At 71.3% G+C, this 25,774-nt stretch carries 20 protein-coding genes and 1 pseudogene; 7 read left to right on the top strand and 14 right to left on the bottom strand.

Annotated elements, in window-relative coordinates:
- Positions 1-22: 22 nt before the first annotated feature.
- Positions 23-1,576 (bottom strand): DUF4331 domain-containing protein, encoded by a 1,554-nt coding sequence (locus OTB19_RS25570; protein WP_267800770.1) that lies wholly within the window; start codon positions 1,574-1,576, stop codon positions 23-25.
- Positions 1,577-2,100: 524 nt separating this feature from the next.
- Between OTB19_RS25570 and OTB19_RS25565 the strand changes: the two genes are divergently transcribed.
- The 3 genes from OTB19_RS25565 (at position 2,101) to OTB19_RS25555 (ending at position 5,373) form a co-directional block, all read left to right on the top strand.
- Complete coding sequence (locus OTB19_RS25565) at positions 2,101-2,937, top strand: alpha/beta fold hydrolase (RefSeq protein ID WP_267800768.1); 837 nt, start codon at positions 2,101-2,103, stop codon at positions 2,935-2,937.
- Positions 2,938-4,392: 1,455 nt separating this feature from the next.
- Complete coding sequence (locus OTB19_RS25560) at positions 4,393-4,818, top strand: hypothetical protein (RefSeq protein WP_267800767.1); 426 nt, start codon at positions 4,393-4,395, stop codon at positions 4,816-4,818.
- Between the two features lie 48 nt (positions 4,819-4,866).
- Positions 4,867-5,373: a redoxin domain-containing protein gene (locus OTB19_RS25555; RefSeq protein ID WP_267800765.1), complete on the top strand. Its 507-nt coding sequence runs from the start codon at positions 4,867-4,869 to the stop codon at positions 5,371-5,373.
- Between the two features lie 74 nt (positions 5,374-5,447).
- Here the strand turns inward: OTB19_RS25555 and OTB19_RS25550 are convergent, their stop codons facing one another.
- Positions 5,448-5,885, bottom strand: coding sequence for a hypothetical protein (locus OTB19_RS25550; RefSeq protein WP_267800764.1), 438 nt, complete (start codon positions 5,883-5,885; stop codon positions 5,448-5,450).
- Positions 5,886-6,491: 606 nt separating this feature from the next.
- Here OTB19_RS25550 and OTB19_RS43695 point away from each other — a divergent pair.
- The 3 genes and pseudogenes from OTB19_RS43695 to OTB19_RS25540 all read left to right on the top strand — a co-directional run.
- Positions 6,492-6,932 (top strand): annotated as a pseudogene (locus tag OTB19_RS43695) (protein-L-isoaspartate O-methyltransferase family protein); the annotation flags it as partial.
- 158 nt (positions 6,933-7,090) lie between these two features.
- A complete protein-coding gene (locus OTB19_RS25545; RefSeq protein WP_267800762.1) occupies positions 7,091-7,534 on the top strand; it encodes a hypothetical protein in 444 nt (147 codons plus the stop codon).
- A gap of 180 nt (positions 7,535-7,714) precedes the next feature.
- On the top strand, positions 7,715-8,284 hold the full coding sequence (locus OTB19_RS25540; RefSeq protein WP_267800760.1) for a hypothetical protein: 570 nt from the start codon (positions 7,715-7,717) through the stop codon (positions 8,282-8,284).
- A 2-nt stretch (positions 8,285-8,286) separates the two neighbouring features.
- Here the strand turns inward: OTB19_RS25540 and OTB19_RS25535 are convergent, their stop codons facing one another.
- Positions 8,287-8,847 carry a PadR family transcriptional regulator gene (locus OTB19_RS25535; RefSeq protein WP_267800759.1) on the bottom strand — a complete coding sequence of 187 codons (561 nt, stop codon included), beginning with the start codon at positions 8,845-8,847 and terminating at the stop codon, positions 8,287-8,289.
- Between the two features lie 94 nt (positions 8,848-8,941).
- Here OTB19_RS25535 and OTB19_RS25530 point away from each other — a divergent pair, with 94 nt between their 5' ends.
- Complete coding sequence (locus OTB19_RS25530) at positions 8,942-9,493, top strand: hypothetical protein (RefSeq protein ID WP_267800758.1); 552 nt, start codon at positions 8,942-8,944, stop codon at positions 9,491-9,493.
- 11 nt (positions 9,494-9,504) lie between these two features.
- On the opposite strand, the gene OTB19_RS25525 is transcribed toward OTB19_RS25530, so the two are convergent.
- From OTB19_RS25525 to OTB19_RS25475, 11 genes are all read right to left on the bottom strand, one after another.
- The gene (locus tag OTB19_RS25525) at positions 9,505-9,816 is read right to left on the bottom strand and encodes an MFS transporter (protein ID WP_267800757.1); all 312 of its coding nucleotides are present in this window, start codon (positions 9,814-9,816) and stop codon (positions 9,505-9,507) included.
- A gap of 112 nt (positions 9,817-9,928) precedes the next feature.
- Complete coding sequence (locus tag OTB19_RS25520) at positions 9,929-10,357, bottom strand: Rrf2 family transcriptional regulator (protein ID WP_267800756.1); 429 nt, start codon at positions 10,355-10,357, stop codon at positions 9,929-9,931.
- 112 nt (positions 10,358-10,469) lie between these two features.
- Positions 10,470-11,114, bottom strand: coding sequence for a GAP family protein (locus tag OTB19_RS25515; protein ID WP_267800788.1), 645 nt, complete (start codon positions 11,112-11,114; stop codon positions 10,470-10,472).
- Between the two features lie 218 nt (positions 11,115-11,332).
- Entirely contained in the window at positions 11,333-11,881 is a 549-nt protein-coding gene (locus OTB19_RS25510) for a GNAT family N-acetyltransferase (protein WP_267800755.1), read from the bottom strand.
- Positions 11,882-12,005: 124 nt separating this feature from the next.
- Entirely contained in the window at positions 12,006-20,978 is an 8,973-nt protein-coding gene (locus tag OTB19_RS25505) for a hypothetical protein (RefSeq protein ID WP_267800752.1), read from the bottom strand.
- An 89-nt stretch (positions 20,979-21,067) separates the two neighbouring features.
- Positions 21,068-21,436 carry a WXG100 family type VII secretion target gene (locus OTB19_RS25500; protein ID WP_267800750.1) on the bottom strand — a complete coding sequence of 123 codons (369 nt, stop codon included), beginning with the start codon at positions 21,434-21,436 and terminating at the stop codon, positions 21,068-21,070.
- Complete coding sequence (locus OTB19_RS25495) at positions 21,429-21,860, bottom strand: YbaB/EbfC family nucleoid-associated protein (protein WP_267800748.1); 432 nt, start codon at positions 21,858-21,860, stop codon at positions 21,429-21,431. Before OTB19_RS25495 ends, OTB19_RS25500 begins: the two co-directional genes overlap by 8 nt.
- A 68-nt stretch (positions 21,861-21,928) precedes the next feature.
- Entirely contained in the window at positions 21,929-24,307 is a 2,379-nt protein-coding gene (locus tag OTB19_RS25490; protein ID WP_267800746.1) for a hypothetical protein, read from the bottom strand.
- Positions 24,308-24,423: 116 nt separating this feature from the next.
- Positions 24,424-25,047, bottom strand: coding sequence for a hypothetical protein (locus tag OTB19_RS25485; RefSeq protein WP_267800745.1), 624 nt, complete (start codon positions 25,045-25,047; stop codon positions 24,424-24,426).
- Between the two features lies 1 nt (position 25,048).
- Positions 25,049-25,339, bottom strand: coding sequence for a WXG100 family type VII secretion target (locus OTB19_RS25480; protein WP_267800744.1), 291 nt, complete (start codon positions 25,337-25,339; stop codon positions 25,049-25,051).
- 41 nt (positions 25,340-25,380) lie between these two features.
- Positions 25,381-25,713: a WXG100 family type VII secretion target gene (locus OTB19_RS25475; RefSeq protein ID WP_267800742.1), complete on the bottom strand. Its 333-nt coding sequence runs from the start codon at positions 25,711-25,713 to the stop codon at positions 25,381-25,383.
- Positions 25,714-25,774: the final 61 nt, after the last annotated feature.

Genomic DNA, 25,774 nt, shown 5'->3' with positions numbered 1-25,774 from the left:
GTCCCCGCCCGGTGCTGGTGGGTCAGCTGGTCTTGCGGTTCCGGCGCAGGCGGTATCCGCCGACACCGAGGAGCAGGGCGCCGAGGCCGCCCAGGGCTGCCGCGTTCTTGCCGCCGGAGCGCTCGGGCGCGTTCGGTCCGCTGTTCACGGACTTGGTGTGGGGGAGTGCCAGGTAGGGGAACGAAGTGCCGAACGGGACCTCGTTGGCGTTGACCCTGTCCCCGTCGGCGAGGGCCGGGACCAGTTGCCCGGTCTGGGCGGCGCCTTCGACGGCCTGGAGGGAGATGTCGATGACGTCGTCGGTCAGGCGGCGGCCGTTGGGGAAGCCCGCCAGGTCACCGGCGAGGACGCCGTAGCGGTTGGGGTTGGCGGTCGGCCGCACGCCCATGTTCAGGCGCAGTTCCTCCGCCGGGACGACCTGCTTCAGCCGCGCGTCCTTGTTGAGGCGGTGGGCGTTGAGATCGGCCTGGATCGGACCGCACGCCTTGCAGATGCCCGTCAGGTAGATCTCGAACAGGTCCCGCCGGGGGGTGGCCGGAGCGGGGATGTTGTAGACCTGCTGGATGAGCTTGGGCAGGATCGGGTCGAGGACCTTGTCCACGACCGGCTGGACGGTGCGGTCCTGGTCCGGATTGAGGGTGTTGAAGGCATCCTTGTACTTCAGCGGGACGACGACCTCGTTCACGAGGGGGTTGCCCAGGCGGGAGACCTGCTTCCACTTGTCGCCGTGCTTGTCCCGGGAGTCGGAGACCTGCACGCCCTGGCGGTCGGTCGTGGACCACACGCCGATCACCGGGTTGCGGCCGGGGTTCCCCTTCAGCGCGAGCTGCGCCTTGGGGATCTGCAGGGCGACGGAGTTGACGTTGTAGCCGGCGAGGGTGTCCTGGCCGCGCTCGGACAGGTTGCCGCCGTAGAGGAGGTCGAAGACGCGCAGGTCGGCGAAGAACGGGTCCTCGGCCTGGCCGGCGAAGGCCTTGCCGCCGCCGGGGATGTTGCGGATGGCCTGGTTGCGCAGGGAGGCGTAGTTCGGCATGGAGGCCGGGCCGACGCGGGAGGGGGCGGCGGGGACGTTGGAGAGCAGGACCCTGCTCTCGTCGCCGTGGGAGATCACGAGGTCGTAGACCTGGCGGAAGTTGAGGTCCGGGTCGTTCAGCGAGGTGACCGGACCGGTGTTGTAGAGGAACTGGTTGGCGGCGTCGCGGTAGCTGTTGTGGAAGCGCCAGGTGTAGGTGATGTCGGAGACACCGTCACCCGTGTTGTCGATCTTGATGTTGTAGCGGAGGTCCTCGCCGAACGCGTAGAAGTTCGGGCCGCCGTTGGGCTCCTCGAAGGGGATCCAGTTGGCGAGGAGCGTGACCGAGTCGGGGCGGTCGAGGCTGGTGTACGCGTACACGTCGGTGTTGTCCGCACGCGGGTCGCCGGCGATCAGCGGGGCCTCGCGGTGGCTGGAGGCGACGCTCACTCCCGGGGCGAGGGTGAGGGCGGTGAGGCCGGTCGCGAGGGCGCCGGCGCCCAGGACGAGGAGGGACTGGTCGAGCACACGCCGCGAACGGGGCCGTGCGGAGATGGACTTCAAGGGTGTTCCTCTCGATTGCGAACCCCGTCACGCCGCGTACACCGGTGCGGCCGGACGGGGGCATTCAGGTGGGGTGACCACTCGGTCGGACAGCGCGGCCCGGGCGGCATGAGCAGCACCCCGGCCCGCCGACCACGCGTACTGCCTTGCGCTCAGATCGCGCAGACGGAAGGAAAGCACGCAGCGCCCGCGCCGCGTGACCGCGTTTCCTCGCGTGCCGGGAAGATAATCCGCGGTGTTCTCGTAAATCCGCTGGCCACAGCCTTCTCGCAGAAAGATGGAGGGTTCCATATTCGTTACGACACGCAGCCGACGGGTTAGGCCGATCGAGTAATTTCACGCTCTTGCAACCCATGTGCAATAAGCGGGTGGGGTAATTGTTTGCCGTACGCGACGACAAGTGTCGATGGAATGGCAAGGAGAGGAATGCCCTCCGACTGTTCTGCGGTGAGTGAAATCCTGCCTCGCCGGGACTTGCTTCGGGTACACGTGTTGCACCATCACACGAAGGGCGTCGATCCAACATGCCGCGCATCAACGTAAGCACCGACAAGGACCACAGTGTCGAGCTCCACTTCGAGGACTTCGGCCGAGGTCGCCCGGTCGTTCTCGTCCACGGCTGGCCGCTGAGCGGCCGCTCTTGGGAGCCGCAGGTCGGCCCACTGGTCGAGGCGGGCTATCGGGTGATCACCTACGACCGCCGCGGGTTCGGTTCCTCCACGCAGCCGTGGGAGGGCTATGACTACGACACCCTGGCCGCCGACCTGGACGCACTCCTGACTGATCTCGACCTGCGTGACGCCACCCTGGTCGGGTTCTCCATGGGAGGTGGAGAGGTGGTCCGCTACCTCCACAACTACGGCAGCAGCCGTGTCCGCCAGGCGGTCCTTGCCGCAGCGGTGCCTCCGTACCTCTACAAGAGCGCCGACAACCCCGACGGTGGGCTCGACGACGCCGCGATCACCCGGTTCGAGGACGGCGTCCGCGGCGACCGGCCCGCGTTCTTGGAGGGCTTCGTCACCGGCTTCTTCCGGGCCGGCGAGAAAACGGACCTCGTCAGCGCGGCCCAACACCGCTATCACGTCCACCTGGCGGAGGGTGCCTCACCCCAGGGGACGCTGGACTGCATCAAAGCCTTCGCCCGTACGGACTTCCGCGACGACCTCGCCCGGATCGACGTGCCCACCCTGATCGTTCACGGCTCTCAGGACGCCATCGTGCCCTTCGAGGTCAGCGGCAAGCGGTCCCACGAGGCCCTGCCGGGCAGCACGCTCGCCCTGATCGAGGGAGCCCCGCACGGACTGAACCTCACCCACGCGCAGGAGTTCAACCGGCATCTGATCGACTTCCTCGCGAAGTGACCGCTGCCCCTGCCCACGCCGCACGCGCGTGGGCAGGGGCGGGCGAGCGGCCGGACGCGAACGATGTCGGGCCAGGCCGAGGTGGCCGACTCGCGGGACGGGGGCGCCACGCTCTGGGAAAGTCGCCCCCGGCAGGCAAGCGGTCAGCCACCGTCGGGTGCGCGCATCGTGGCATCCACCGGCCTGGAACGTGGAAAAGATGAAGTGGGAAAGGTTGTCCGAGTCGAATCACCTGGATGAACTTGCAGTAACGATTCTCCCCACGTGAGAACTAAATTATGGATAGCGGTCCTGGAAATAGGGCGCGCCTATCGGCGTAAAAGCGGGCTACCTCGGGATTTGGTTAACGTGTCGCGATCCTCCTTTATTCATGGCGCCGTCATGCCGACAGTGATCCGTTAGCCGCGCTGGGGGACAGCTCCAAGTTCGAGCCCCATCAATGGAGGGCTTGTCCCTCGCAGACGGGGTGCGTGTGATGACGCTTCACCGCGACATCATTCCGAGCGCCGCTCCGCCCGGACCTGCAGGTGAGTGGACCGGAATGGAACCACCGCTCGAGCGTGAGCGCGAGACCTGCACTCTTCGGGACGCGTGACATGGGATTCTCCTTGCCGATCCTGCGACACCTGTGACACCTGCGAGCCGACGGCCCGAGGTCGGGCCGGCGCACTCTCTTCGTCAGGGCCCACAGGGCGGTTTGGTCCCGATCGGCCTGTTCCCTCGAAGGGGTGAGCCGCCTCATGCATCCGGTCGAACGTGCCGGTTGGGCGGGGGAGTGCGGCCGAGCCGAGCAGCCTCATGCTGCATCAGAGATCCTGCAAGTGCAGGGTTAACAGCTCTCACCGCACGCAAATGCAGGGTGAAACCTGCGTTGCAGGTGACCAACGTGGGGCCATGGTGCTGGACAGGTTCGCAGTCGACTGTCAGCTTGTGTACATGTCGGTGTGCCGACCTCGGACCGAGGCGTGTTCGTGAACACGGCTTCATGCAAAGCGTGTTGACGTGCACCGCAGGCGGCGGTGGCCGCGCAGGGGGCGCGGCACCGCTGTCGGACGGCGAGCAGTGCGAAGCGGCACCGGATAGTCGGCAGGCAACGAAAGCAGGGGGCGGCATGCGGTGGAAACGGGGTCGATGTCACCGGGCGGTGGCTCGCTGAGGGCGAGCATCGGGGCCAGGAGGCCGGAGCGCCCCTCAGGCGACGGTCGCGAGCGGCAGGGCACCTCTTCGCGTTCTCGACCTGGTCGGACCACCACAGCGGGGAACCTCGCCGGCCTGTGATCCCGTACAGAACTCCAGTGCGGTGGCGCGAGTTCCGCTGCTTGACTCGTCGTCACCTGCCTCCGTGCGAGGTGATCGCGGCCCGTCGAGGTGGTCTTCACCCGCTCCCACCAGTCATCCACGCGCTTTGCCATGAATCCTTCAGCCCACCCGGTGTGGGCGCAGAACAGGAGAACGGTGTCCAGCAACAGCACCACCTACAGTCAGCTCTTTCGGTCCGGCAGTCACCCCGCCGGCCTGGAGTCGCACCTGGCTCAGTTCGCGGAGACCGCGGGTTCCCGGGACTTCCCGTGCGTGTTCGCCCCGTTGGCCTTACGCAAGGACGAGCTCCTGTTCGGCGTCGGGAACGTCGCGCAGGACGGCTGGAGCGTCGCCGTCACGCTCATGGACCTGGCCACCGAGGCGATCTGGGAGGACCCGGACCAAGTCGTGGTCCTCTGGTTGGACGGGATCGAATCCGACTGCCTCGACAGCGACCACGAGGCCTTCCGACAGATCCTGGCTACCCTGCTGGAGGCCGGCGGCGAGTGGCCCGCGGACGCGCCGGTCGAGGCCTGTACGACGACTCCAACAAGGACCTCGCCCGCTGCGAAGACGGCGTGAACGAACTCCGCTCCTGGGAGCCGCCCCCCAGCTCGCCGGAATCGCCAAGTGGCTCAACACGCCCGGGGGAGCGCCCGTCGACCTCGCAGCCCTGCGCGGGAAGGTCGTCTGATCGACTTCTGGACCTACTCCTGCATCAACTGCCGGCGCAGCCTGCCCCACATCCAGGCCTGGGACCGCGCCTACCGTGACAAAGGTCCGACCGTCATCGGCGTCCACTCACCCGAGTTCGCCTTCGAGAAGAGCGCCGACAACGTCGCCGACCAGGCCCGCAAACTCGGCGCCACCTACCCGGTCGCCCTCGACAACGACCTCGACACCTGGGACAACTACCGCAACCGGTTCGGCCCGCCAAGTACCTCATCGACGCCCAGGGCACCGTGCTACTTCAGCTTCGGCGAAGGTCGCTACGCCCAGACCGAGAACATCATCCGCAATCTCCTCAACGGCGCCCCCACCCTCTACCGGCTCACCGACGACGCGACCGCCCGACAGGCCCGTCTCGAACTCCGCCTGACTGCCGGGCTCCAGGCCTTCGCCTTCACCTTCGGGTAAGGCAGACCGGACGGCCGCGTCCGTGTCGAACCGGCAGGAGTCTCAGTCGAAGAGGATCACAGGATGGGCCGAGGTCAGGTCTGGCACTGCGCCGTGCCGGCGGTGGACCATCCGCTCCAGGCGCCCCCGGCGGCACGGGCGTGTACCCGGATCTCGACCTTCACGGGCCCGCACACCCGGGTCGAGCTCCCCACCTCCGTGGGCCCGACGCTCCCACGCGCCGGGACATGGGTACGGCCGCTGCCCAGCTTCACCCAGTGACCACCGGAGACGACACGGAAGAACGCCTCGTACGAGACGTCCACCGCCCTCGACCCCGTGTTGCGCAGCTTGACGTGTGCCGTGATCTCCCGCGTAATGATCTTGCCCTCCTTTCCGCGTTCGGCGCTGATGCAGCCGTTGACGGCCACCCGGCCGGTCGACACACCACCGCCGCAGGCGACTGCCGCGGCGTGGGCATCCGCCGGAACGGTCAGCATGGTGAGCGCTGCGGCGCCCAGGATTGCCCCCATTCGCCTTACTCGCACAACGGTGTCCCTTCGATCCTGCATTGCGTAAGAAAGACTCTGACGTGCCGAAGCGCGCGCGGCAACGCGTCATCGCGTTGTTCAGCCAGACGGGAACAGCCGCCGAACCCCCTGTTCCCCCGGCGTGGCTTCACTGAACGGCTCCTGTGGCCGGGCCATTGGCCGAGGACCTCACCGCGCACGGTTCAACACGCTGACCGCGTGTGTGGGGGTGTTGGCTTCGGCGTGGTGACGCCTTCCACGCGCCGGGTATGCGCCCTGCCGTGTCCGCTCTTCCGGTTCTACCGTTGGGGTTTCGAGACCGCGGGGAGGTTGCTGTGGCAGGGATCGTGAAGGGCAAGCACCGGTCGCCGGTCGGTGACGACGGGCATCAGCCGAACCGGCCGGTGCCGCCGCCCCCTCCGCCGCCCACCGACCCCGACAAGAAGAAGTAGCTCTGTGGCCACCACCCCGGGCCGGGAGGCCCCCGCCGTCGACGTGCTGGTCGACGGTCTGCTCGCCGCGATCGCCCAACAGCTGGACGCACCCCTGCCCGCCCGTCTGCGGGAGGCGTTTCACCGCGTGGACCGGCAGCGGTTCCTGCCCGATCGGATGTGGCTGAGGGACGGATCCGGCGGTTACGAGCCCGTCGACCGTGCCACCGAGCCCGACCGGTGGACGACCGCGGCCTATTCGGACGAACCGCTCGTCACGCGATTCACGGACGGGCTGCCGTCCTCGTCGGCGTCGATGCCCTCGATGGTCGCGCGCATGCTGCTCCTGGCCGGCCTCCCTGAACGTCCCGCAGGCCAGAGGACTGCCGGCACCCGTGTGCTGGAGTTGGGCGCCGGCACCGGCTACAACGCCGGCCTGCTGTGCGTGCTCGTGGGCGACGGGCGGGTGACCACCGTCGAGCTCGACCCCGTGCTCGCCGCCGAGGCGCAGGAGAACCTGAAGGCGACCGGGTTCGCGCCGACGGTCGTGAGGGGCGATGCCGCCGACTGCCGGCTGCCGGGCGACCCCTACGACGTCGTCCTCGCCACGTTCTCCGTCGACCACATCCCGCCCGCCTGGCTCACCCAGGTCCGGCCCGGCGGCCGGATCGTGACCCCGTGGACCTCGGCATGGTGCACGTACGGCACCCTCGCCCTGACAGCTCACCGGCACGGCCGCGCGGAGGCAGGTTCCACTCCTTCGCCTCCTTCATGCGGATGGCACGCCCCGATACGGCCCGGCCCGGCCCGACGCCGGAACCGACCGCGCACGAGAGCGGCGTCGGCGGAGCCGCGCGATCGTCCACGACGTTGTCGCCGTGGACCGTCGCGGGCGGCGACCTCGACACCGAGTTCCACATCGGCCTCACGGTTCCCCACACCTCCTTCGCCTGGGACACCAGCGGTGAACACGCCCCCACCCGCCTCCAGGTCGCCGACACCACCGGCTCCTGGGCGACGGTCGACCACGACGGCCGCACCTCGGCCGCCTTCACGGTCACCCAGGCAGGACCCCGACGCCTGTGGGACGAGATCACCGCAGCACAGGCGGGGTGGGAGCGGCTCGGCCGACCTGGCGTCGACCGCTACGGCCTCACCATCACAGGGCACGCCACCACGGCGTGGGTGGACTCTCCCGCGACGGCCGCGGCTGCCTTCTGACCTGCTGGAGGCCGGACCGGGCCGAGCGTCCTCAACGGACTGTGAACGACATCAGGGCTGGTGTGGCCCTGAGGCTGGGAAGCTCGGTCGCCTGGGATGGAGGGGGCTCACTCTCCTGGGGGAGGAGCATCGCTCTCGGGGGTGACGTCAAGCCTGCGAGGCCATAAGAACCTGGGGTTTGTGACTGCAATCAACACAGCCCGCCGGAGTGTGAGTTCACACGACACCGAGCCGCCTGCCGCGAGATGGGCGGTTTTCACGGCCCATGCGATCCCCTTGGTCCTGCTGCCCCAGTGTCTGTGGCGGCTGCCGTTCGCCTTCAACTTCACCATGGGGATGATCGAACCGAATGCTCCGGCGATGCCGCCGTGGTACTGGGCCGTCCCCTACGTCTTCGGAATCAGCGTGCTGTCAGAGGCATTGGCGCTCCTCTCCCTCGGGCTCGTGCGGCGATGGGGTGAGATCGCGCCGGCATGGCTCCCGCTCATCGGCGGGAAACACATCCCACCCCTCGCGGCGATCATCCCCGCCACCATCGGCGGCCTGATCGTGACCGCAGTGTCGGGAAGTTTCCTGCTCGCCTGGTTTCATGTCCCGGGGTTTCACGCCCTCGGGTACTCCAACGGCTGGTGGGAGCTGTTGGCGAAGGTCTGCATCGGCTTGGGGGCGCTCTGGGGCCCCATGGTGCTGGCCCTGACCTACGCCTACTTTGTACGTCGCTGCCGACATGCCGGACCTTCGCTGACGTGATGTCAAGCCCGTGCCTCCTCAGCGGAATCCTGCGGGGTTGCACCCTCATTCTGGCGGATCTGGTCGACCGCCCACGCGGCCCACTCGCGGCGCATGGCGTTGAAGCGGAGGCCGTACTCCAGGGCGATCTTGCCGTTCACCGACAGTGGGTCGTCGCCCCAGTCGATGGAGTCGACCAGTCGGCGCAAGGCCTCGTGCTCCTGCTCCGACAGCTCCATGAGGTCGGTGAGGTAACTCCGCGCCTGGTCGGGGGTGATCACGTTGAGGAAGAAGACCCTCAACAGGATGTCGCTTCGGCTGTTGCGTTGCGGCTTGGTCTCCGTCAGCCAGTGGCGCAGCTCCGCCAGGCCGTCGTCGGTGAGGGTGTACTCCTTTCGGCCGCGCGGTCCTTGGGCCGAGACGCTGATCAGTCCGTTCTCAGCGAGCTTGGACAGCTCTGTGTACATCTGGCTCTGTGTGGCGGGCCAGACGTTGGCCAAAGAGGTCTCGAAGCGCTTCAGCAGGTCGTAGCCGCTGGCGGGGCGCTCTGACAGGAGTCCGAGGAGGGCGTGTCGAAGGCTCATGCCGCCACTTTACCTTCCACTCTTGACATGTCGAGAGTGGAGCTTCTAGCTTTGACATGTCAGAATAGGAATATGAACAGCTCGGGGGACTTCGATGTCGTACGTACGCACCTTCCTCCCATGGATCGTCTTCGCGGTGGTCCCGACCGCCCAGTGGCAGTGGGGGGCGCTCGCCGGTCTGTTGGTGGCGGTGGCGGTGATCGCCCAACAGCGGCGGACGGGGGTCGGTTCCGACGCGCTGATCATGGAAACCGGCTCGGCCGCCTTCTTCGCGATCCTGGCGGCAGTCGCCTTCGCGGACCCCCATTCGGCTGCGCATGCCTACTCGGCGGCTCTCTCCTCGGCCACCCTGGCCCTCATCGCCGGGGCCTCGTTGCTCGTCGGCAAGCCGTTCACTCTGGGCATCGCCAAGCGCACCACCCCACCCGAAGTCTGGAGCCTGAGGCCCTTCGTGCGGGTCAACGTGGTCATCACCGCCGTGTGGACCGCGGCCTTCGCCGTCACGGCCGGCGCCCTCGCGGCCCTGGCCCACGCCAACCAGGGCCACTCCACGACGGCGACGCTCGTCCAAGCCGCCGGATTTGTCGTTCCCATGCTGTTCACCGTGCGCTACGTCGCCACCGCCCAGGCCAAAGCCAGGGGCTAGCCGGCCTCACGTCAGGATGCCCATGTCGCCACCGTGGTCGCTGTGTTGAGCGCGAGTCTGGTCGGGGCGCGGGGCGCGGGGCGCGCGGTCGTGACAGGTCTCCGGGTCACATGCCGTGTCACAGGTGTCATGTGCCCGGTGAGGGCGGCCATGACCGGACCTAGCACGGCGTAGGTCAAGGCGTAGGCGGTGAGCAGCCAACCGGCGGTGCCGACGGAGACATCGAGGGAGTCCGCGGAGTCCGGCAGGATGCCGGCGATGACGAAGCTGTCGGTTCCTATCGCGAACATTGCGGCGGCGAGGACGACAAGTGATCGGTACACGACGGAAGGACCTCCAGAGCGTTGGGTGTAACAGGGACGGTTACGACAATGGTCCGAAGAAAGGCCGGTCCATGCGGACCAGCCGGTGGGACGGGAGTTCGGGGTCCGGCCTTCAGGCAACCGTCTCCCTCAGGACGTCGGCGACGGTGACCGCGGCCAGTTCGACCTTCATCGACTCCTCCGCACGGCTGTAGGCCTCCCGCAGCACAGGCGGGAGGCCGCGACCGACGGGGCACTTCTGGTTGGGAGTCGCGGCGTGCAACGCGATGAGCGGATCGGGCTCAACGGCCAGGTAGACGTCCCTCAGCGTGATCGACTCCGGGGTGCGGGCCAGCCTCCAGCCCGCACCCTGGCCGCGCTGCGAGACGACCAGGCCCGCGCCACGCAGGCTGCCGAGGATGCGGCGGATGACGACGGGGTTGGTGTTGACGCTGTCGGCGATCTGATCGGACGTCACGATGTCGTCGGCTCGCTGGGAGCAGACCAGCGCCATCCAGGTCAACGCGTGCGTGGCCACGGTCATGCGACTGCTCGCGCTCATGGAACCTCCCGTTGCCTGGACGCGACCGACGCCGATCCCGTTGCAACTGATTCTGTTACGACAGGGTGGCGCATGTCCAGTCCTGTCCGCAGCGAACCCGACTGCGGTGCCGTCAGACAACCAACTCGTAGACGCTCCGCGCCGTCAGCCACAGGCCGATGAGCAGGGAGAGCGTGACGATCAGCTGGTCCTGGTGCCGCTCGGTCCAGGTGCGCAGGCCGTTCAGCCTGGCCTCCGCGGCCGCCGGTGCCCAGACCTTGTACATCTCCATGGCGACGAGGCTGAGCGTGGCCAGCAGGCAGTAGCCCGTCAGCACGAGCCAGTCCGTGAGGGAGGAGAGGTCCGCGGCGACGACCGTCGCGGCACCGGCCCCGACCAGCGCCCAGGGCTGGAACAACCAGGCCAGCCCGGCGGCCGTGGCCAGTGAGGCGTCGTCCACCTTGGCGGTCCAGCGCGGCGGACCATGCGGGCGGGGTGGCCGGCGCCGCCGGTTCGCGCCATAGAGCACCAGCCCCAAGCCGATGGCGAGTTTCGCACACGAAACGGCGGTCGACGGGGTGGTGTGGCGGGCCGGGGGCTCCCCACCGGTCAGCAGCAACACGCATGCGATCACCACAACCAGATTGGCGAGCCACGACAAGAGGAACGCCAGGCCCTTGCGAACCCCACGTCGGGAGGAGAGCAGCAGGATGAACGCGCTGTTGTGCAAAGGTCCCAACGTGATGGCCGTACCGATCACGACCAGATCGAGAACCATCAGCGCAGTCACTCCGGGAAGGTCGGGGCATCGGCCGCCTCGGGACGGGCGAGCCAATGAGCGGGATCGGGCAGCGCTCTCAACGGCGCCGCATCCCGACTCTGCGGGCCGAGGCCCGACCGGTCAAGCGGCCACGCTCATGTCCCCGAACGCCGCACACCCGGTGGCGGGAGGTGCGGGCGTTGGGTCCTGTGGACCGGCCTCGTCCTCGTTTCCTCTCAGACCTCTGGAAGGGACGGATCGGGTGTCCAGGGGTTCGGTGCGGTGATGGACCAGCGTTCGTGGTCCCGCCAGGCGCCGTCGATGTAGAGGTAGGCGGGCGCCAGCCCCTCGTACTGGAAGCCAAGCCGTTGGACCACGGCCAGAGATGCCTTGTTCGCCGGCTGGATGCCGGCCTCCAGCCGGTGGAGCCGCAGATCGGTGAACGCGTACCGCATCGTGGCGGCGACCCCTTCGGTCATGTACCCCTGCCCTGCCGACGGGGCGAAGGCCGCATAGCCGAGGGACGCGCCCTGGTAGCGCCCCCGGACGATCGAGTTGATGTTGACCGTGCCGGCGGCTGCTCCGGTGTCTCGCACGCGGACCAGGAAGCCCTGGTTGGTGCCGTCGTCGAAACGGCGCATCCAGCCCATGAACTCCTGCGCGTTCGTCGGCAGTCGCATCCACGGCAGGTGCAGTTCGGAGCTGGCCCGGACGAGGGTACAGAACTCGTCCTGGTCGGAGAGGGTGAGCGGGTGCAGTTCGACCCGCGACGGTATCTGGAGCATGGGGGCCACGTTAGGGCGCCTACGGGTGGCGGGTGAATCGAGTTTCGCGCGCGGTCCGGAACGAGGCCCGGGAACGCTCCGCGGTGGCTTTCGAAGGCCGCAGGCGCCGTCGCCCCCGCCTTCGTCACCGGTCGGCCTCCGAGTCGTCGCCGGACCGCCAGTGGTCGATGTCGAAGGTGACCTCCCGGCCGCGGGTCGTCCCGTCCTCGCGGTGTAGGCCGGATGCCACGGAGAAGGTGAAGTCGCTTGCGTCCACGACGGATCCGCGCTGCCGCAGCAGGTCCGCGATGCGGGCGCGCAGGTCCGTGCGGATGCCGTCGGCCATGGCGGCGGTGAGCTCCAGGTCCCGATGCGGCACCCGGCCGTCGCCGTGGCCGGTCAGCCGGACCGACGGCAGCGGCAGGCCGTGATCACGGTTCCACAGACCGACCCGGACCAGGTGCTCGGCCAGTTGGTCGAGCTTGAACCGGCCTCCGTCGGCCATGGCGCCCGACTCGTCGAACGCGATGAACCGATGCAGCGGCTCGCCATGCCCGTGGAGCACCACCAAGGTGAGCGGATTGGCCTCCGCCGAGTCGTGATCGGACAGCAGTGCCGCATGCGTTTCGTGCATGCTCTCGCCCGGGCGCCGGCTGTAGGCACGGAAGTACCACTGCTCCCTGCCCTCGACCATGGGGGCGGTCTTCAGCAGGACGGTCGCGGCCTGCCGGAGCGTACGCTCCTGGTCCTGCGCGGGCGCGCGCCGGTCCCGGGCCTCCTTCGCCGCGACCAGCACCTCCGCCAACCGGGCCCTCGCCCTCAGCGCGGCGGTGTCCGCCGCAGTCGCGCCCGCGTCTTCGGCCTGCCGCAGACGCCGTGCCAACGAGGCCTCCACCGAACGAAGTTCACCGGCGGACTGCCGCAGGTTGGCCTCGACGGCGTCGGTCGTCTCGGCGCGCGTCCGGCCGACCCGGGCGTGGTTCTCCAGGGTGAGCTGCGACCGGCCGTCCTCACTGGCCAGCACCACGGACGCGAAGTGGTAGCCGTAGTGCGAGCCGTTCCCGCCGCCGGGCTTGGCGTAGTTGACGTCGAGGGACGCAAGCCCCTCGGCGTTCGCCGCGTTGACGGACTGGACGAGGTAGCCCTCGCCCACCCCGGCCCAGGCGGCCTCGTTGATCCCGATCCGCCGCGCCGCCTCCGTCAGGGCGTCCCGCTCCGGACTGTCGGCGTACTCGTAGCTCAGCGCGCCGCCGTACTCCCGGCCGGGCAGCGGCGCACCGCCCTGGCCGCCGACGCCCCGGTCGTCCCGCCCGATCTGCGCGGCGGCCCAGGCCGGACCGGTGGCGGCCGGGGCCACCAGGCCTCCGGCAACGCGGGTGAGGGACTCGGCGAGGTGGTGCGTGCCGGTGACCTCCGCCGTGTCCAGGGCACTGATCCGGCCGGTCGCGACACGGTCCCCGGGCGCCCGGAACACCACGTGCGAGGCTCGGACCTCACCGGACACCATCTGAGCGAAGTCACGGCAGGCCTCCTCGTCCGAGCGTCCCGACCGGGTCAGGAACCGCGGGGCGATCCGCAGCAGCGGGGGATGGGGCAGCCCGTCCCCGCGCCGCAGGGTGAGGGAGACCGCGGGGTCCGCGGCCAGCCGCACCTTGCTCCCGGCCGCGGCCAGCCGCACGTTGGCGTCGTCGACGGCCTGCTGCGTGGCGTACGCGTGCCGGCTCAGGCCGCCGGAATCGATGGCGAGCGTGCGGTCCTGCGACACCTCGATCCCGGGCCGGTCCCGGACGAGCACCTCGTCGAACCGCTGGACGGGCAGCACCAGGGCGGGGCTGTCGGGATCGGCCGGGTCGACGGCGTGGAAGGCCTCCAACATGGTGAGCGGCAGCCGTTGGAACAGCACCGAGCCGCCCGGGGCCGCGGTCGTGTACGCGTCCGTGACCAGCCGTGCGGCCCTCAGGTGGGCGAAGGGGTCCGCCGCCTGCGCCGTGGTGGTCGCCTCCCACCTCGGGTCGGAGCCGGACAGCTCCATCCGCTCCGTCGTGCGGTGCCCGCGGACGGTCACCAGCCGCAGGGTCGCGTCCACCGGGGTCCAGACACGGCTCCCCGTCGCGCTCCGGACAGCCTGCGGCAGACCGAGGGAACCCTCCGGAAGCCCGCGCACGGCCAGCACGATGTCGGCGCCCGGAGGCCGGTGCGGGTCGTTCGCCACCAAGGCGGCGAAGTCCTCGGCCTCGGTCAGCCGGACGGAACCCAGAGGTGTCCGCAAGGTGACGTGGTCCCCGCCGGCGCGGGCCATCACGACGTACGGATCGGTCCACGGCGCGCTCTGCGTACGGCCCTCCCCGCCGTCCCGGACGACGGCGTACCGGCCGACGTCGAGCGGGGGCCGCCCGGGGCCCGCCCAGTTGCGGCCGTGGTCCATCCGGGTGTCGTCGTGCAGCACCCGCCGGACCAGGTCCTCGACGGAGGCGCGGTCACGGCCCGCGAACGGCGCGGCGGCCGGGGCGCGCGGCAGGGGAACCTGCTCCGGGTCCGGCGCGAGCAGCGCCGCGCGGGCGGCGTCGCGGCTCAGGCCCGGTGCCCCCGCCCCGGTGCGCGGCAGATCGCGCAGGACCGGACCGGAGTCGGTGACCGCGGCAATGGCCCGGACGTACGCGTCGGGCACCTCGAACGTGTCGGCGCCGGCCATCACCCCGCGCCGGTCGGCCTGCCGCTCCAGGCGGCGGAACAGCGTCGAGGCGTCGTGGTACCGGTCCGGCAGGCCCGCGTAGTGCAGCAGTTCGTGGAGCGCCCGGGCGTCGTCCGCGAGCCCCTCACGGGTACCCAGCGGAAAGGTGAACTGATCCCATTCCCGCACCGGTTGATCACTGCGGCTGATCTCGATCGCCTCCGGATGGTCCGGCCGGTGCTCCACCTCCACGTCGATGTGCAGCTGGTCGCCGGAGCCGGGCAGCGTGCGCCCGTCGTTGATGTGGCTGTCCAGCAGTGCCTGGAGCCGGCCGCGGTACGCACCCAGGTCGCCGGCGCCGAATCCCGCGCCGAAGCGCACCGGCAGCTGCAGGGACACGTTGCGGACCCAGCGCCCGTCGTCGGCCTGGATGCGGGCCACCGCCATCCGGACCACGACGTCCCGCCCGGCCAGCGCCCCCGGAGCCGGCCGGGCGGCCGCCGGGTCCCGCGCCGGGTCGAACCGCTCGGTCCGCAGCACCGCCCAGCCCGCCCGCTCGCGGCGGTCCAGCCACTGTTCGGGGCGGACGGGCGGGCGTCCCTCCCGCACCGGCGGCGCCGGCTCGTCCGCGACCGGCGCCCGGACGTCCCGGACGGGCGGCCGCCCGTCGGGTGCGTGCCGGTGTCCATCCGGCGCCGCCGACTGCCCGTCGGGTGCGCCGCCCTGTCGGTCCAGGGCCCGCGGCCGCTCGACCAGGGCCGGCGCCGGTCCGTCCGGCAAGTGCCGCCCGGCGAGCGCGCCTTGGGGCAGGTCGTCGCGTACGGGGGGCCGTTCGGTCGGCATGTGCGTGACGGTGACGACCGCCAGGCGCCGGGCTTCCGGAGTGTCGTGGGCGGGGTCCGTGCCGTGCGGCAGGTCCGAGCCGCGGGACTCGCGCGCGATCGACAGGGCGGAGGCCGTCAGCGGGGACCCGAGGTCACGCAGGTGCGCGTCGAGGCGCCGGACGAAGACCTCGCGGACGCCCTCCGCACGCTCGGCGCCGACTTGGACGGCCCGGCCGAAGTGCGGCCGTCCCGCCACGGACGCGGTGCCGTGGCCGGCGATCGTCACCTCCGGCAGCGGCAGCCCCGCCTCGGCGTGCCGGACCGTGCCGCGCGCCACGGCGGCGGCCAGTGCGTCGAGGCGGCCGACCTCCGCGGGGCCGAGCCCGGTCGAGTCCTCCGCCCCGAACGCCACGGCGCGGGTGAGTGGCGGGCCGGCGGGGGGAGCGGGCCGGCCGGTGCGCCCCGAGGTCGCCGCCGGCTCCTGTGGAGCCGTCCGCGGCGCCTGGGGCGCCACCTCGTCACCGCGGAGATCGGCGACGCGGCTGTGGGGTGCGGCCGCGGGAGCGCGGACGCCGCCGCGCACAGCCCGTTCCGGCGCGGCGGCCATGGACGGCGCGGGCGCCGACTCCGATGGGGTGGCGGGCGTTTCCGCCGTGGACGGCGGCCGGAGCACGGGCCGGGCGTGGACGAGTTCGGCGTCGTTCACACCGGGGAGGAAGCGGAGCAGCGGCTCGCCGCCCTCCTGGTGCGACTCCACGATCTTGCTGAAGATGCCCTTGCTGAAGGGCGACGACGGCTCCCAGTCCATGTGGGCGCCGTGCATGACGGCCATGTCGTTCGCCATCATCTCGCCGACCACACGGTCATACGGGCTGCCCTTGAGCCGGGTGCTGCCCGGGGTGCTGATGTCGAACACGTCGTGGTCGCCGGTGATCTCGCGCCAGCCCCCCTCCTGGTCCCGGCCGTACACCAGCCCGTCCTCGACCTTGAACCGGCCCTCGGCCGCCAGGGCCTCCATGACCGGCGCCAGCGTGTCGAACTCCTCCGTCCGCTGGTCGAACCGCGCCTCGATTCGGCTCCAAGTGGCGGCGTCGGTGTCCCCGCGCTCCGGCATGACCGGCCGGAAGTACCCGATCAGCCCTCGGTGTTCGGCCTTGGCCCCCAGACGGGTGTCCAGGTCGTTGATCGACTTGGCCTTGATGTCCTTCGGTTTCGGGAGCTTGCCCTGGTCGAGCCAGGCGGGAGCGGTCGGGTTCGTGGGCCGGACGTCGATCCTGAGCCTATTCCTCGTCGCGACCTCCTGGAACTTTCGGAAGTTGCCCTCGGGCATGCCGTAGCGCGCCCGCGCCTCGGCGGGGGTGACCCCGGCCGAGGCACCCGCGCCGGAGCTGCCGGTACTGCCCGAACTGCCCGACGGTGTCCCGGTGGTGCCCGACGGACTGCCGGTGGTGTCCGACTGCGGGGCGCGCGGTGTGACCTCGCCGCCGTTGCCCTGTCCGGCCTGCTGCCGGTTGTACGCCTCCCAGGCCTGCATCTGGATCCGGGTCTGGATCTGGCGGTGCACCTCCCAGACCGCGGGGAAGTTCGGGAGGACGTGCTCGACGAAGTCCGCGTACATCTGGCTCGGGCCGTGCGGATAGCGCTCCAGGGGCGTGTGGAAGAAGGCCTCGGCCTGCGCCAGGTACTGCTCGACGTCGTACTCGACCAGGTGCCCGTACTGCCGTACGACGGCGCGCACCGCCCCGTACCTGCGCTGGATGTGGCGGACGCGGTCGGCGTCGAAGGCGTCGCGGTCCTGGAACCGGCCGGTGAGCCCCAGCTCCTCCCGGATCGACTGCACGTCGGCGTGGCCGAAGCCGCGCTCGTTGCCGTACGCGTGGACCGGTTTGCGCCACCAGGAACCCGGATCGGCCGGCTGGTACGTCCCCTCCAGGGGGCCGCCCGTGTCGAACTGCTTGCCGTACCTGCCCGAGGCGGTGGGCGGCTCCGCGATGACGACGCGCTCGTACCCCGGCGCGAGGCCGCCCTTGCGGGTGGTGCCGGTGCCGTCGGCGTCGTGCCACGCCTCCATGCGATGGGAGCCCGTCGCCCCCGACTCCTCCAGGTAGTGCACGTCGTGGCCGATGAGCGCGACGGCCTCCAGGTTCCCGGAACGGAACCCCAGGTGCTGCACGCCGTGCTGACGGGCGAGGCTGTCGTACAGCCGGAATTGTCCGGTGCGGGTGTCGCCGCCCCAGGCGGCCAGCCCGGGGTCGGTGCCCCGCCAGAAGCCGGTGACCTGGTGGATGGTGTCGGTGCCCAGCTCGGTGCGCATCTCCCGCACCAGGGCGTCCCACTTGCCGCCCTTGCCCGCGTCCGGGTGCGCGTCGCCGGTGATGATCACCGCCTTGTAGTCGCCGGCCAGGTTCCGCAGGAGCTGGCGGACACCCTGGAAGCTGGTGTCGTGCTCCATCCGGCCCCGGAGGTCCGACCACTGCGTGGCCTTGCCGGAGAACCGGGACCACAGCACCAGAACGCGGCCCTCGCCCGGCGGGATCCGCACCCCCCGCCCGGCCAGCCACGCGTTGACCTCGGCATCGCGGTCCTCGCCCAGGTGCCAGGCCTCGCGGACCCGGCCCCGCAACTCCTCGGAGAACACCCGGCCGACGTGATCGGTGCCGTCGGTGACCCCCCACAACTCCTTGACCTGGAACATCTCGTGGAAGTGCTTGTTGATCCCCCACTGCTGCTGCGCGATGCGGGTGGCCTCGTCGTTGAGGGCGGGCCAGACGTTGCCCTTCTCCAGGTTCGGCACGTCGACGTGATGCACCCGATCGGCGGGGATGCCGCTCTCCAGGTAGAAGGCCTCGATGGCCCGGGACTTGTCACGGACCGGGTCGTGCCCGGGCAGGCCGCTGTCCGGTCCGCGGGCGATGAGGACGTGCCGGTTCGGGTCGTGGAGCAGCGAGGCCAGGATGCCGAACTGATCGCCGGACGCGTAACCGGGCTGCATGATCAGCGAGTTGTCGGGCGAGTACACCGGCGGCCCGAACATGCGTGGAGCCACCGACGGTGACTCCGTCCGCTGATCGCTCCGGTTCTCGCCGCGGTCGTCCGTCGAGACCTCGTCGCGGGCGGGGTTTCCGTCCTGGCCGTGGCGCAGGGGATTGGAGACCGGGTCCACCCACACGTGGCTCCGGTCGTTGGCCGCGGCGCCCCGCCAGGCCCGTGCCCACTCCGCGTCGTACAGGAGGGCCGCGGCTGCGGGATCCTCGCGGCGCGGTGCGCCGGTCTGCTGGTCGAGGTCCCCGACGAGGGCGGCGATCAGCCGCAGATGACGGTCCCGCAGGCCCGCCTGCCGTAGGCCCTCTGGCGCGGGGGAGCGGTAGTCGCCTTGCAGGCTGCCCTCGACGGCGGGACGGTGCGGAGCGCTCGGGTCGCGGTACTCGTCGCGCAAACCGATCTGATGGGCCAGTTCGTGCGCGTAGTCGACGGGGTCGGCATCAGGCCACCACGACCGCTGGTCCATGCCCCGGTCGCGGCCGACGAGGTCGACGGTCAGGTGCGGTTCGTCGCCGGGGCGGGCGCGCAGCACGGTGACGTGCAGCCGGTCGCCGCCCGGGAGACGGTACTCCGGCCCGTTGAGGAACTCCCGGACACCATCGGACATCCGGCTCCAGACGGCCTCGGTGTCGTGGCCGCCGCCGGCCCGGAACGCGACCCTGACGGTGAGGTCGGTGACGGACTCGCCCTGGTACGTGAACCGGCGGGCCTCGAAGGAGGACCGGACGACGAACCGCGGGGTGCGATCGAGCGCCATGCGGGGGGCGGGCGTCGGCCCGCCGGGAACGTGCCCGGGCGGCGGGGCCGACCCCGGGTCGCGGGTGGCGGCGCTCTCCGCGGCGCCGACCGTACCGGTGGCCCTGCCGGTGGCCGTGTGCGCGGCCGTGGTGTCCGCGGTGTCCGCGGTGGTGGCGGTGACCGGGGCGCCGGGTCGTTCCGGCACGGGGTGCGGGCCGGTGGCTGCCGGTGCCTGCGGTCCGGTTCGGGAGGCGGTGTCCACCGACGCTTCCGGCCCGGCGTGCGGTGCGCCGGCCGCCGCCGACGCCTGCGGTCCCGCGTGCTGTCCCGCGCCGGCCGACGGGGTGGGGCTCGTCTCCGTACGGACGGAGCGGGACGGGTCCGACCCCGGTCCCGCCGCGGCGTTTAGCCCGCCGGTTCCGGCGGCACCCGCGGCTCCTGCGGCCGGTCCACCGGGCGGCGCCGCGGGGGTGGCGGCGCCGGGAGCGCCCGCGGTCGCGGGGCGGGTCACCTCGGCGGCCGTGGGGCCGACACCCGTACCCGTGCTGGTACGGACGACCGGGGCAGTGGCCGCCGTGCGGGCGGAGCCCGGGCCGTGGGCGCCTGACCAGGCCGTACCGGATGCGGCCGTACCGGACGGAGCGGCGCCGGAGAGGGCCGGCGCGGCGGCGTGGCCCGGTGCCGAGGCAGTCGGGCCCTGGGCCGGGCCGAGCACGGTCGCGAAGCCGGGCAGGCCGCCGTCGCCGGGAGCCGCGGCCGGGGCGCGCGTGTCGCCCGTCGCGCCGTGGACGGCCGGGGCGCTCTCGGTGCGCGGCGCGCGGAAGCCGGCCCCGTCCGCTCCCGTTCCCGTTCCCGTTCCCGTGCCGGCCCCGTTCACCGGATCGGCTCCGCCGCCCCGTCCCGGCTCCGGTGCGACCCGGCCCGGAGACGGCGGCGGGTCGGACAGGGCCGCCTTCTCGGCCGTCGGCAGCCCGGGGAGGTCGAAGCGCAGGGCGTCCGGCACGTTCAGGTGCACCGGGTCGACCTCGATCGTGGTTCCCTTGCCGCCGAAGCGCCGTCGGCCGCCGCCGCCCAGGGCTCCCAGGGCGCCCGCGGAGATGGACGACCCGAACTCCTCCTCGCCGCTCTTGTAGATGCCGTACATGATTCCGGCGGTTGCCACGCCGGTGGCCGCGCCCAGGACCACCTTGCCGAGCAGCGCGTGCGCGAACTTCGGCGCCAGTACGCCGCCCGCGCCGAAGAAGACACCGCCCACCGCCCCGCCGATGGCGCCCGAGACGACGGCGGAGACGGTGTTGTCCGTGCTCCACTCGGTGCGGTCGCCCTTGAGGAACTGGATGGTCTGGACGGCGACGTCGAGACCGACGTTCATCGCGACACCGGTGGCGACCGAGATGAGCAGCCGGCGCAGGATCATCTTCACCGCGATGCGGGCCCCGGTGACGGCGAGCGGGATGACCTCGGGTGCGAAGAAGGCCCACTGCGCGATCTGGGCGGCCAGCAGGACGAGCTGGCCGAGGATCATGTACTTGGAGTACTCCACCTGGACGGCGGTGTGCCGGCCGAGCTTCCCCAGTTGGCCGGCGGACTGCGCCATCTCCGGGATGCTGGACTCCAGTTGCGTGACGAAGCTGCGGAACTCGTCCGCGACCTGTCCTCCCACGCTCTCCAGGACCCCGTTTCCGGAAGCGCCGACCTGCTCGCTGATCCCCTTGAGCTCCTGCGCCGCCTCGTGCCACGCCTGGCCGAGGGCGTGCAGGCCGTCCTCGTTGCCCTTGGGCCACGACTGACCGACCGCCAGCCGGGCGACCCAGGCGAGCTCGGGGGGCATGTCGACGCTCATGTGGTGCCGTGTTCCTCGGTAAGGGGGGTGGTCAGTGCCGGTGCCGGTGCAGGGCCCCGGAAAGATCCGAAAGATCCGAAAGCGACGGCCTAGCGGCGGGAGCGGTGCGGTGACACGTCGCCCACCGTGACCGGGTCCGTGGGAGTGAGCGCGCGGAGCGCCTCGACGTTGGCCTCCTCGGTCCGCTGGAAGCCCTTGGCCATGGTGCGGATGCCGTCGACGGTGCTGTGCAGCACCTCGGCGGCGCCGGTGATGCCGTGGCCCAGCTGCCGTTTCGGCTCGGCGTACTGTTCCAGGAACTGCCGGCCGCTCTCGTCGTCGCCCCAGCACGCGCCGAGGGCGGACAGCCTGCCCTCCAGCTTGGTGGCGACGGACCTGATCCGTCCGGCCAGTTCCTGGACCTGTGGCGCGGCCTGGTCCAACCGGTCGGTGTCGACGGAGAACGTGCCGTCACTCATGGGGATCCCCCTGGAAGCCGTGGTCGACGTATTCGCGTACGGAGTCCGGCATCGCCGGGTCCTCGGGCAGGACGGTGCCCGGATCGACCCGCCCCTGGAGCAGGTCGGGCACGGTCACGCCGGGCGGCAGCCCTTCCGCGAGCACCGCGGCGACGCCCTCCAGGGCCTCGGACCTGGCCTGGCGGATGGTCGTGAGCAGGACGTCGGCCAGCTCCTTGGGCGCCATCCGGCGGTAGGCGCCGGTGGGGAACTCGATCGCGGTGACCTCGCCCTGGGCGCCGACGGTGATCTTCACTGCCTGGCGCGGGGCGGTCGCGGTCGACGTGGTCCCGTTGATGCGTTGCCGGGTCTCCACGGCTTCCGCGCGCTGTCGGCGGTACTGCTCCAGCAGATCCTCGATCTGCTGGTCGTACGGGCTGGACATGTGAACTCATCCTTTCTCGGGGCGGTGCCGGCGGGCGCGGGCCGCCCTCGGACGGGCGGCGTGGACTCTCAGTACGCGGAGGTGGGCCCGCCGGGAACGGCGCCCCACGTGCTCTCTTCCTGGACCAGCAGATCCGCGATCACGCGGCCGGTCCGCTCGGCCGCATCCCCGTCCGTCTCCTGTTCCTGCGCCGTCTCGGCGTCGGGATCCACGGCCTCCTCCTCGGGCCCGCCGTCTCCGCAGCCGGACACGCGCGGAACGCCGCTGCCCGCCGCCGGTGAGTCCCCGGGAGCGGAGCGTTCGGGCTGCCAGGTGCTCCGCGGCTCGCCCGCCACACCAGGCCCGCTCTCCTCCGGGGCCGTCCGCGTCTCCCGCTCCTCGGGAAGCGACCACAGCAGCGGGACGAAGGCGCCGGCGCCCGCCCCGGCCTCCCAGGCGGTGAAGTCCTCCTCGGCGCCGTCGGCGACGGGTCGCAGGACGACGGCGCCCCCGCCGTCGCCGGACAGCGGCAGCCCGTCGGACCCCACCGCGACAGGGGCGACGGCCGTCTCCGGCTCCGCGGCGGTGGCATGTGCAGCCAAGGCGGGCGTTGAGCCACCCCCAGCGGTTCCGGCCTGCGGTGCACCGCCCTGAGCCGTACCGCCCGTCGGGGAGGCGGCGGCCTGCGCGGTCCCGGCCGCGGAGGCCCCGGTACGCGTGTCCTCCCCGCCGCTACCGCGGGTGGCGGAGGTGGTGCGCGCGCCCGCGGCGGGCGCGCCGAAGCCGGGCAGGTACGGCACGCCGGGCAGGGCGCCCTCCGGCGCGCCGGCCTCGCCGTCGCCGTCCGCCACTTCGGCCTCCCAGGGCTCGGCGCTCGCGTCGAGCAGCCCCGACGCGTCCGAACGTTCGCCGACCCCGTCGCGGCCGCCGCTCGCGGCGCCCGTGCCACCCATGCCCGGCAGGTACGGCATTCCGCCCGTGCCCAAGCCCTCCCCGCCGGCCGTCGCGCCCCATTCCGAGCCCACGTCGTCGCCCCCGGTGGCAGCGTCGCCCTCCCACGGTTCGGCGCTCGCGTCGAGCAACCCCGAGGCGTCCGTGGGCTCCGCCCCCTGACCTGCACCGCCGGCGCCGGTGCCGCCCATGCCCGGCATGTACGGCATCCCCGACGACGTCGGCATCTGCGACGGCATGCCCGATCCGTCGGTGGGACCGCCGGCCAGGCCCTCGGTCAGTCCGCCGCCCAGTCCGCCGGTGAGCCCGTCCGTGAGCCCACTGCCGAGGCCGTCGCCGAGCCCGGTGTCCCCGAAGGCGGCGGGGTCGGCCGAGGACAGGCCGCCCAAGCCCCCGAGGCCGGAGGACGTCGGACGGCCGGTGCCGAGGCCGCCGAGTCCGCCCAGACCGCCGAGTCCCGGAAAGGAGAGGGGGTTGAGCGCATGGTCGAGGGCGGAAGGGTCGAGGCCGTCCAGACCGAGGTCGCCGAAGCCCGCGCCGCCCGTGCCCCCGCCGTCCAACCCGGTGCCGTCCAGGCCCAGGTCGCCGAGTCCGGCGCCGCCGAGCCCGGAGCCGTCCAGCGCGGACGGATCGCCCGGGAAACCGGACGGGTCCAGGCCGTCGAGCTCGCCCACACCGCCGAGCCCGGCGCCCGAGCCGGACCCCGTGTCGAGGCCGGTGTCGGGCATGCCGGACAGGTCCGCGAGGCTCCCGGTGCCCCCGATGCCGCCGTCCGGCCCGCCCAGTTCGGGACCCGGCCCGGGGTCGCCGTCCCCGGTGCCGGGGCCCTCGGGGTGCTCGGCCGGGGAACGCACCGGCACCGGATTGATGATCGCGTCGGTGGTGACCTGGTAGGCGTGCGCCAGGCTCTTGAGCACGCTGCGCATGTCCTCGTTCATCATCTGGACGAGTTCGGGCTTCTGGCTGATCGGGATCAGGCCGTTGGACATGGGCGTGACACCCATCGCGATCGCCTGGTCCGCGTACCAGGTGTCGATCTGCGCGAGCTTGTTCTGTGCGCTCCGCAGGGTGATCGCGTTGTTCGCCAGTTGGTGGGGGACCGAGTGATCGCCCGTCGAACCGCCCGACAGGACGTCCGCGTTGGCCTTCACCTGCCGGGAGAAGCCGGTCATCATCTCCAGGAAGGAGTCGGCCGCGGCGCCGCTCCACGGCCCGTTCTCGCCCGCGAGCGCCTTGGCCTGGTCGACCAGGCTCTTCGTGACCCCTTCGAGGGTCCGCTGCACGTGGTAGAACGCGTTGGCGGTGTCCAGGAGTGACTGGGGGTCGGCGACGGCGCGCGCGTGGGACTCGTTGGCGGCGGAACCGACGCCGGCGGACATGCCGGTGATGGCCGCCATGATCTGCTTCCAGTCCCAGTTGTCGTAGTCGGCCAGGCTGCCGGTGGACGAGCCGTCGGGATTGCCGAAGATCGTCCCGTCGTCGCCCTGGTGGAAACCACCGCTGTTGTAGTCCGCCACTGTCGCTCTCCTGTGTGCACTTCGCCCACGCCCACGCCGCTGCGTGGGTCTCCGGGGTCGCGGCCGGCGTTCCCGGTTCCCGGAGCCGGGCCGCGTTCCGTCGGATCCCGCCCGGCTCAGGCCGGGGCGGTCGGCGGCGGGGTGCCGGCGCCGGTCGTCCCGGTGCCGCCGTTGGCGGTCATCATCGTGTTGAAGTCGGCGCCGGTGTTGCCGAGGGCGTCCGCGAGGTCGTTGGCCGTCATGGTGTTGGCCTCCTCCGTCGTCCCGTAGTTCCGGCTCAGCAGCCGCACCCCGTCCCGCAGGTCCGTGAGGCCGCGGACCAGGGCCGACAGGGCGTCGCCGTAGTTCTTCTTGAGCCCCGCGTCGGCGTTCGGACCGTTGACCTTCGTCCGCATGACGTTGGCGTGGTAGAACGCGCCCGGGGCGACGGAGGAGTCGGCGAGAGCGGTGGCGACGGTGCGTACCGGCTGGATCAGCAGGTCGATGTTGGTGGCGAACAGTTCCATCGACGGCGTGCTGACCGACGTCCCGTTCGAGCCGTTGCCGCCGGGCACCGGCGGGGGCACGAAGGGGTGCAGGTCGCTGAGGATCCCCGGCGCGTGGAGGACGTTGGTGCCGCCGTTGTAGGCGTGCGGGTCGCCGGAGCCGGTGGTGGAGCCGCTGTTGCCGTCGCCGTAGTCGTTGTTGTTGATGTTCGGGTCACTGTTGCCCCGGTCGGCGGTGTCGTCCGTGATCGCCACGTCACTGCTCCCAGAGGCTCACACCGTGCCGCTCGCCGGCGTAGTACGCCGCGTTGATGTGGCCGAGCGAGTGCGTGGCGTTCTGGGCCTGCGTGACCATGTCGGTGGCGGCCGCGTCCCACTTGGCCTTCGCCACGTCGTAGGTGCTGCGCGCGTCGCTCGTCCACTCACTGAGGTGGATCTTGGCGCTGTCGTCCAGGTCGCTCAGGGCGGCCTGGAGCTTCTTGCTGATCGCGGCCATCTCACCGACGACGTACTCGATCTGGTCCATCTTGACGGTATAGGTCGTCATCCTGCGCTCCTGGGGTCTGGCGGGTCGGGGAGGCCGTCGGCCTAGAAGCCCGGAAGCGGCGTGACCATGCTCTTGTGGAGCTGGTTGGCCGCGTCCGTGGTGGCCTGGTGGGTGGTCTTGTAGCTGCCCGTGTTGGCCTGGAGCTTCTCCAGCATCAGGCTGAGCTGCTGCCGTACCGAGGCGAAGTCCTGGAGCCAGGTGTCCATGGCGCCCTGGAAGGTGCTGGACGCGTCACCGGACCAGCTGCCCCGCAGGGCGTCGATCTGGCCCTGCATCTGGGTGTAGGTGCTGTTGGCGTCTTCGAGTGCGGACTGGAAGCTGCCCGCCGCGGACCGCATGCCCGCGATGCTCACCGATGTCGGTTCGCCTGCCATGGTTGTTCCTCTCGTCGCGCGGTCGTTGTTCCGTGATGATGACCGGGGCCGGAGAGGGCCG

This window comes from Streptomyces sp. H27-H5, from assembly GCF_026627505.1.
GTDB lineage: Bacteria > Actinomycetota > Actinomycetes > Streptomycetales > Streptomycetaceae > Streptomyces.
The sequence above is the reverse complement of the archived record's forward strand: the minus strand, read 5'-3'. Positions and strand labels throughout refer to the sequence as shown.

Excerpts from the sequence above, each read along its gene's own strand:
- OTB19_RS25535 (WP_267800759.1), bottom strand. The coding sequence starts at position 8,847 with ATGAGCCTTCGACACGCCCTCCTCGGACTCCTGTCAGAGCGCCCCGCC.
- OTB19_RS25530 (WP_267800758.1), top strand. The coding sequence starts at position 8,942 with ATGTCGTACGTACGCACCTTCCTCCCATGGATCGTCTTCGCGGTGGTC.
- OTB19_RS25475 (WP_267800742.1), bottom strand. The coding sequence starts at position 25,713 with ATGGCAGGCGAACCGACATCGGTGAGCATCGCGGGCATGCGGTCCGCG.
- OTB19_RS25545 (WP_267800762.1), top strand. The coding sequence starts at position 7,091 with ATGGCACGCCCCGATACGGCCCGGCCCGGCCCGACGCCGGAACCGACC.
- OTB19_RS25550 (WP_267800764.1), bottom strand. The coding sequence starts at position 5,885 with ATGGGGGCAATCCTGGGCGCCGCAGCGCTCACCATGCTGACCGTTCCG.
- OTB19_RS25505 (WP_267800752.1), bottom strand. The coding sequence starts at position 20,978 with ATGAGCGTCGACATGCCCCCCGAGCTCGCCTGGGTCGCCCGGCTGGCG.
- OTB19_RS25495 (WP_267800748.1), bottom strand. The coding sequence starts at position 21,860 with ATGTCCAGCCCGTACGACCAGCAGATCGAGGATCTGCTGGAGCAGTAC.
- OTB19_RS25565 (WP_267800768.1), top strand. The coding sequence starts at position 2,101 with ATGCCGCGCATCAACGTAAGCACCGACAAGGACCACAGTGTCGAGCTC.
- OTB19_RS25500 (WP_267800750.1), bottom strand. The coding sequence starts at position 21,436 with ATGAGTGACGGCACGTTCTCCGTCGACACCGACCGGTTGGACCAGGCC.
- OTB19_RS25520 (WP_267800756.1), bottom strand. The coding sequence starts at position 10,357 with ATGAGCGCGAGCAGTCGCATGACCGTGGCCACGCACGCGTTGACCTGG.
- OTB19_RS25510 (WP_267800755.1), bottom strand. The coding sequence starts at position 11,881 with ATGCTCCAGATACCGTCGCGGGTCGAACTGCACCCGCTCACCCTCTCC.
- OTB19_RS25515 (WP_267800788.1), bottom strand. The coding sequence starts at position 11,114 with ATGGTTCTCGATCTGGTCGTGATCGGTACGGCCATCACGTTGGGACCT.
- OTB19_RS25480 (WP_267800744.1), bottom strand. The coding sequence starts at position 25,339 with ATGACGACCTATACCGTCAAGATGGACCAGATCGAGTACGTCGTCGGT.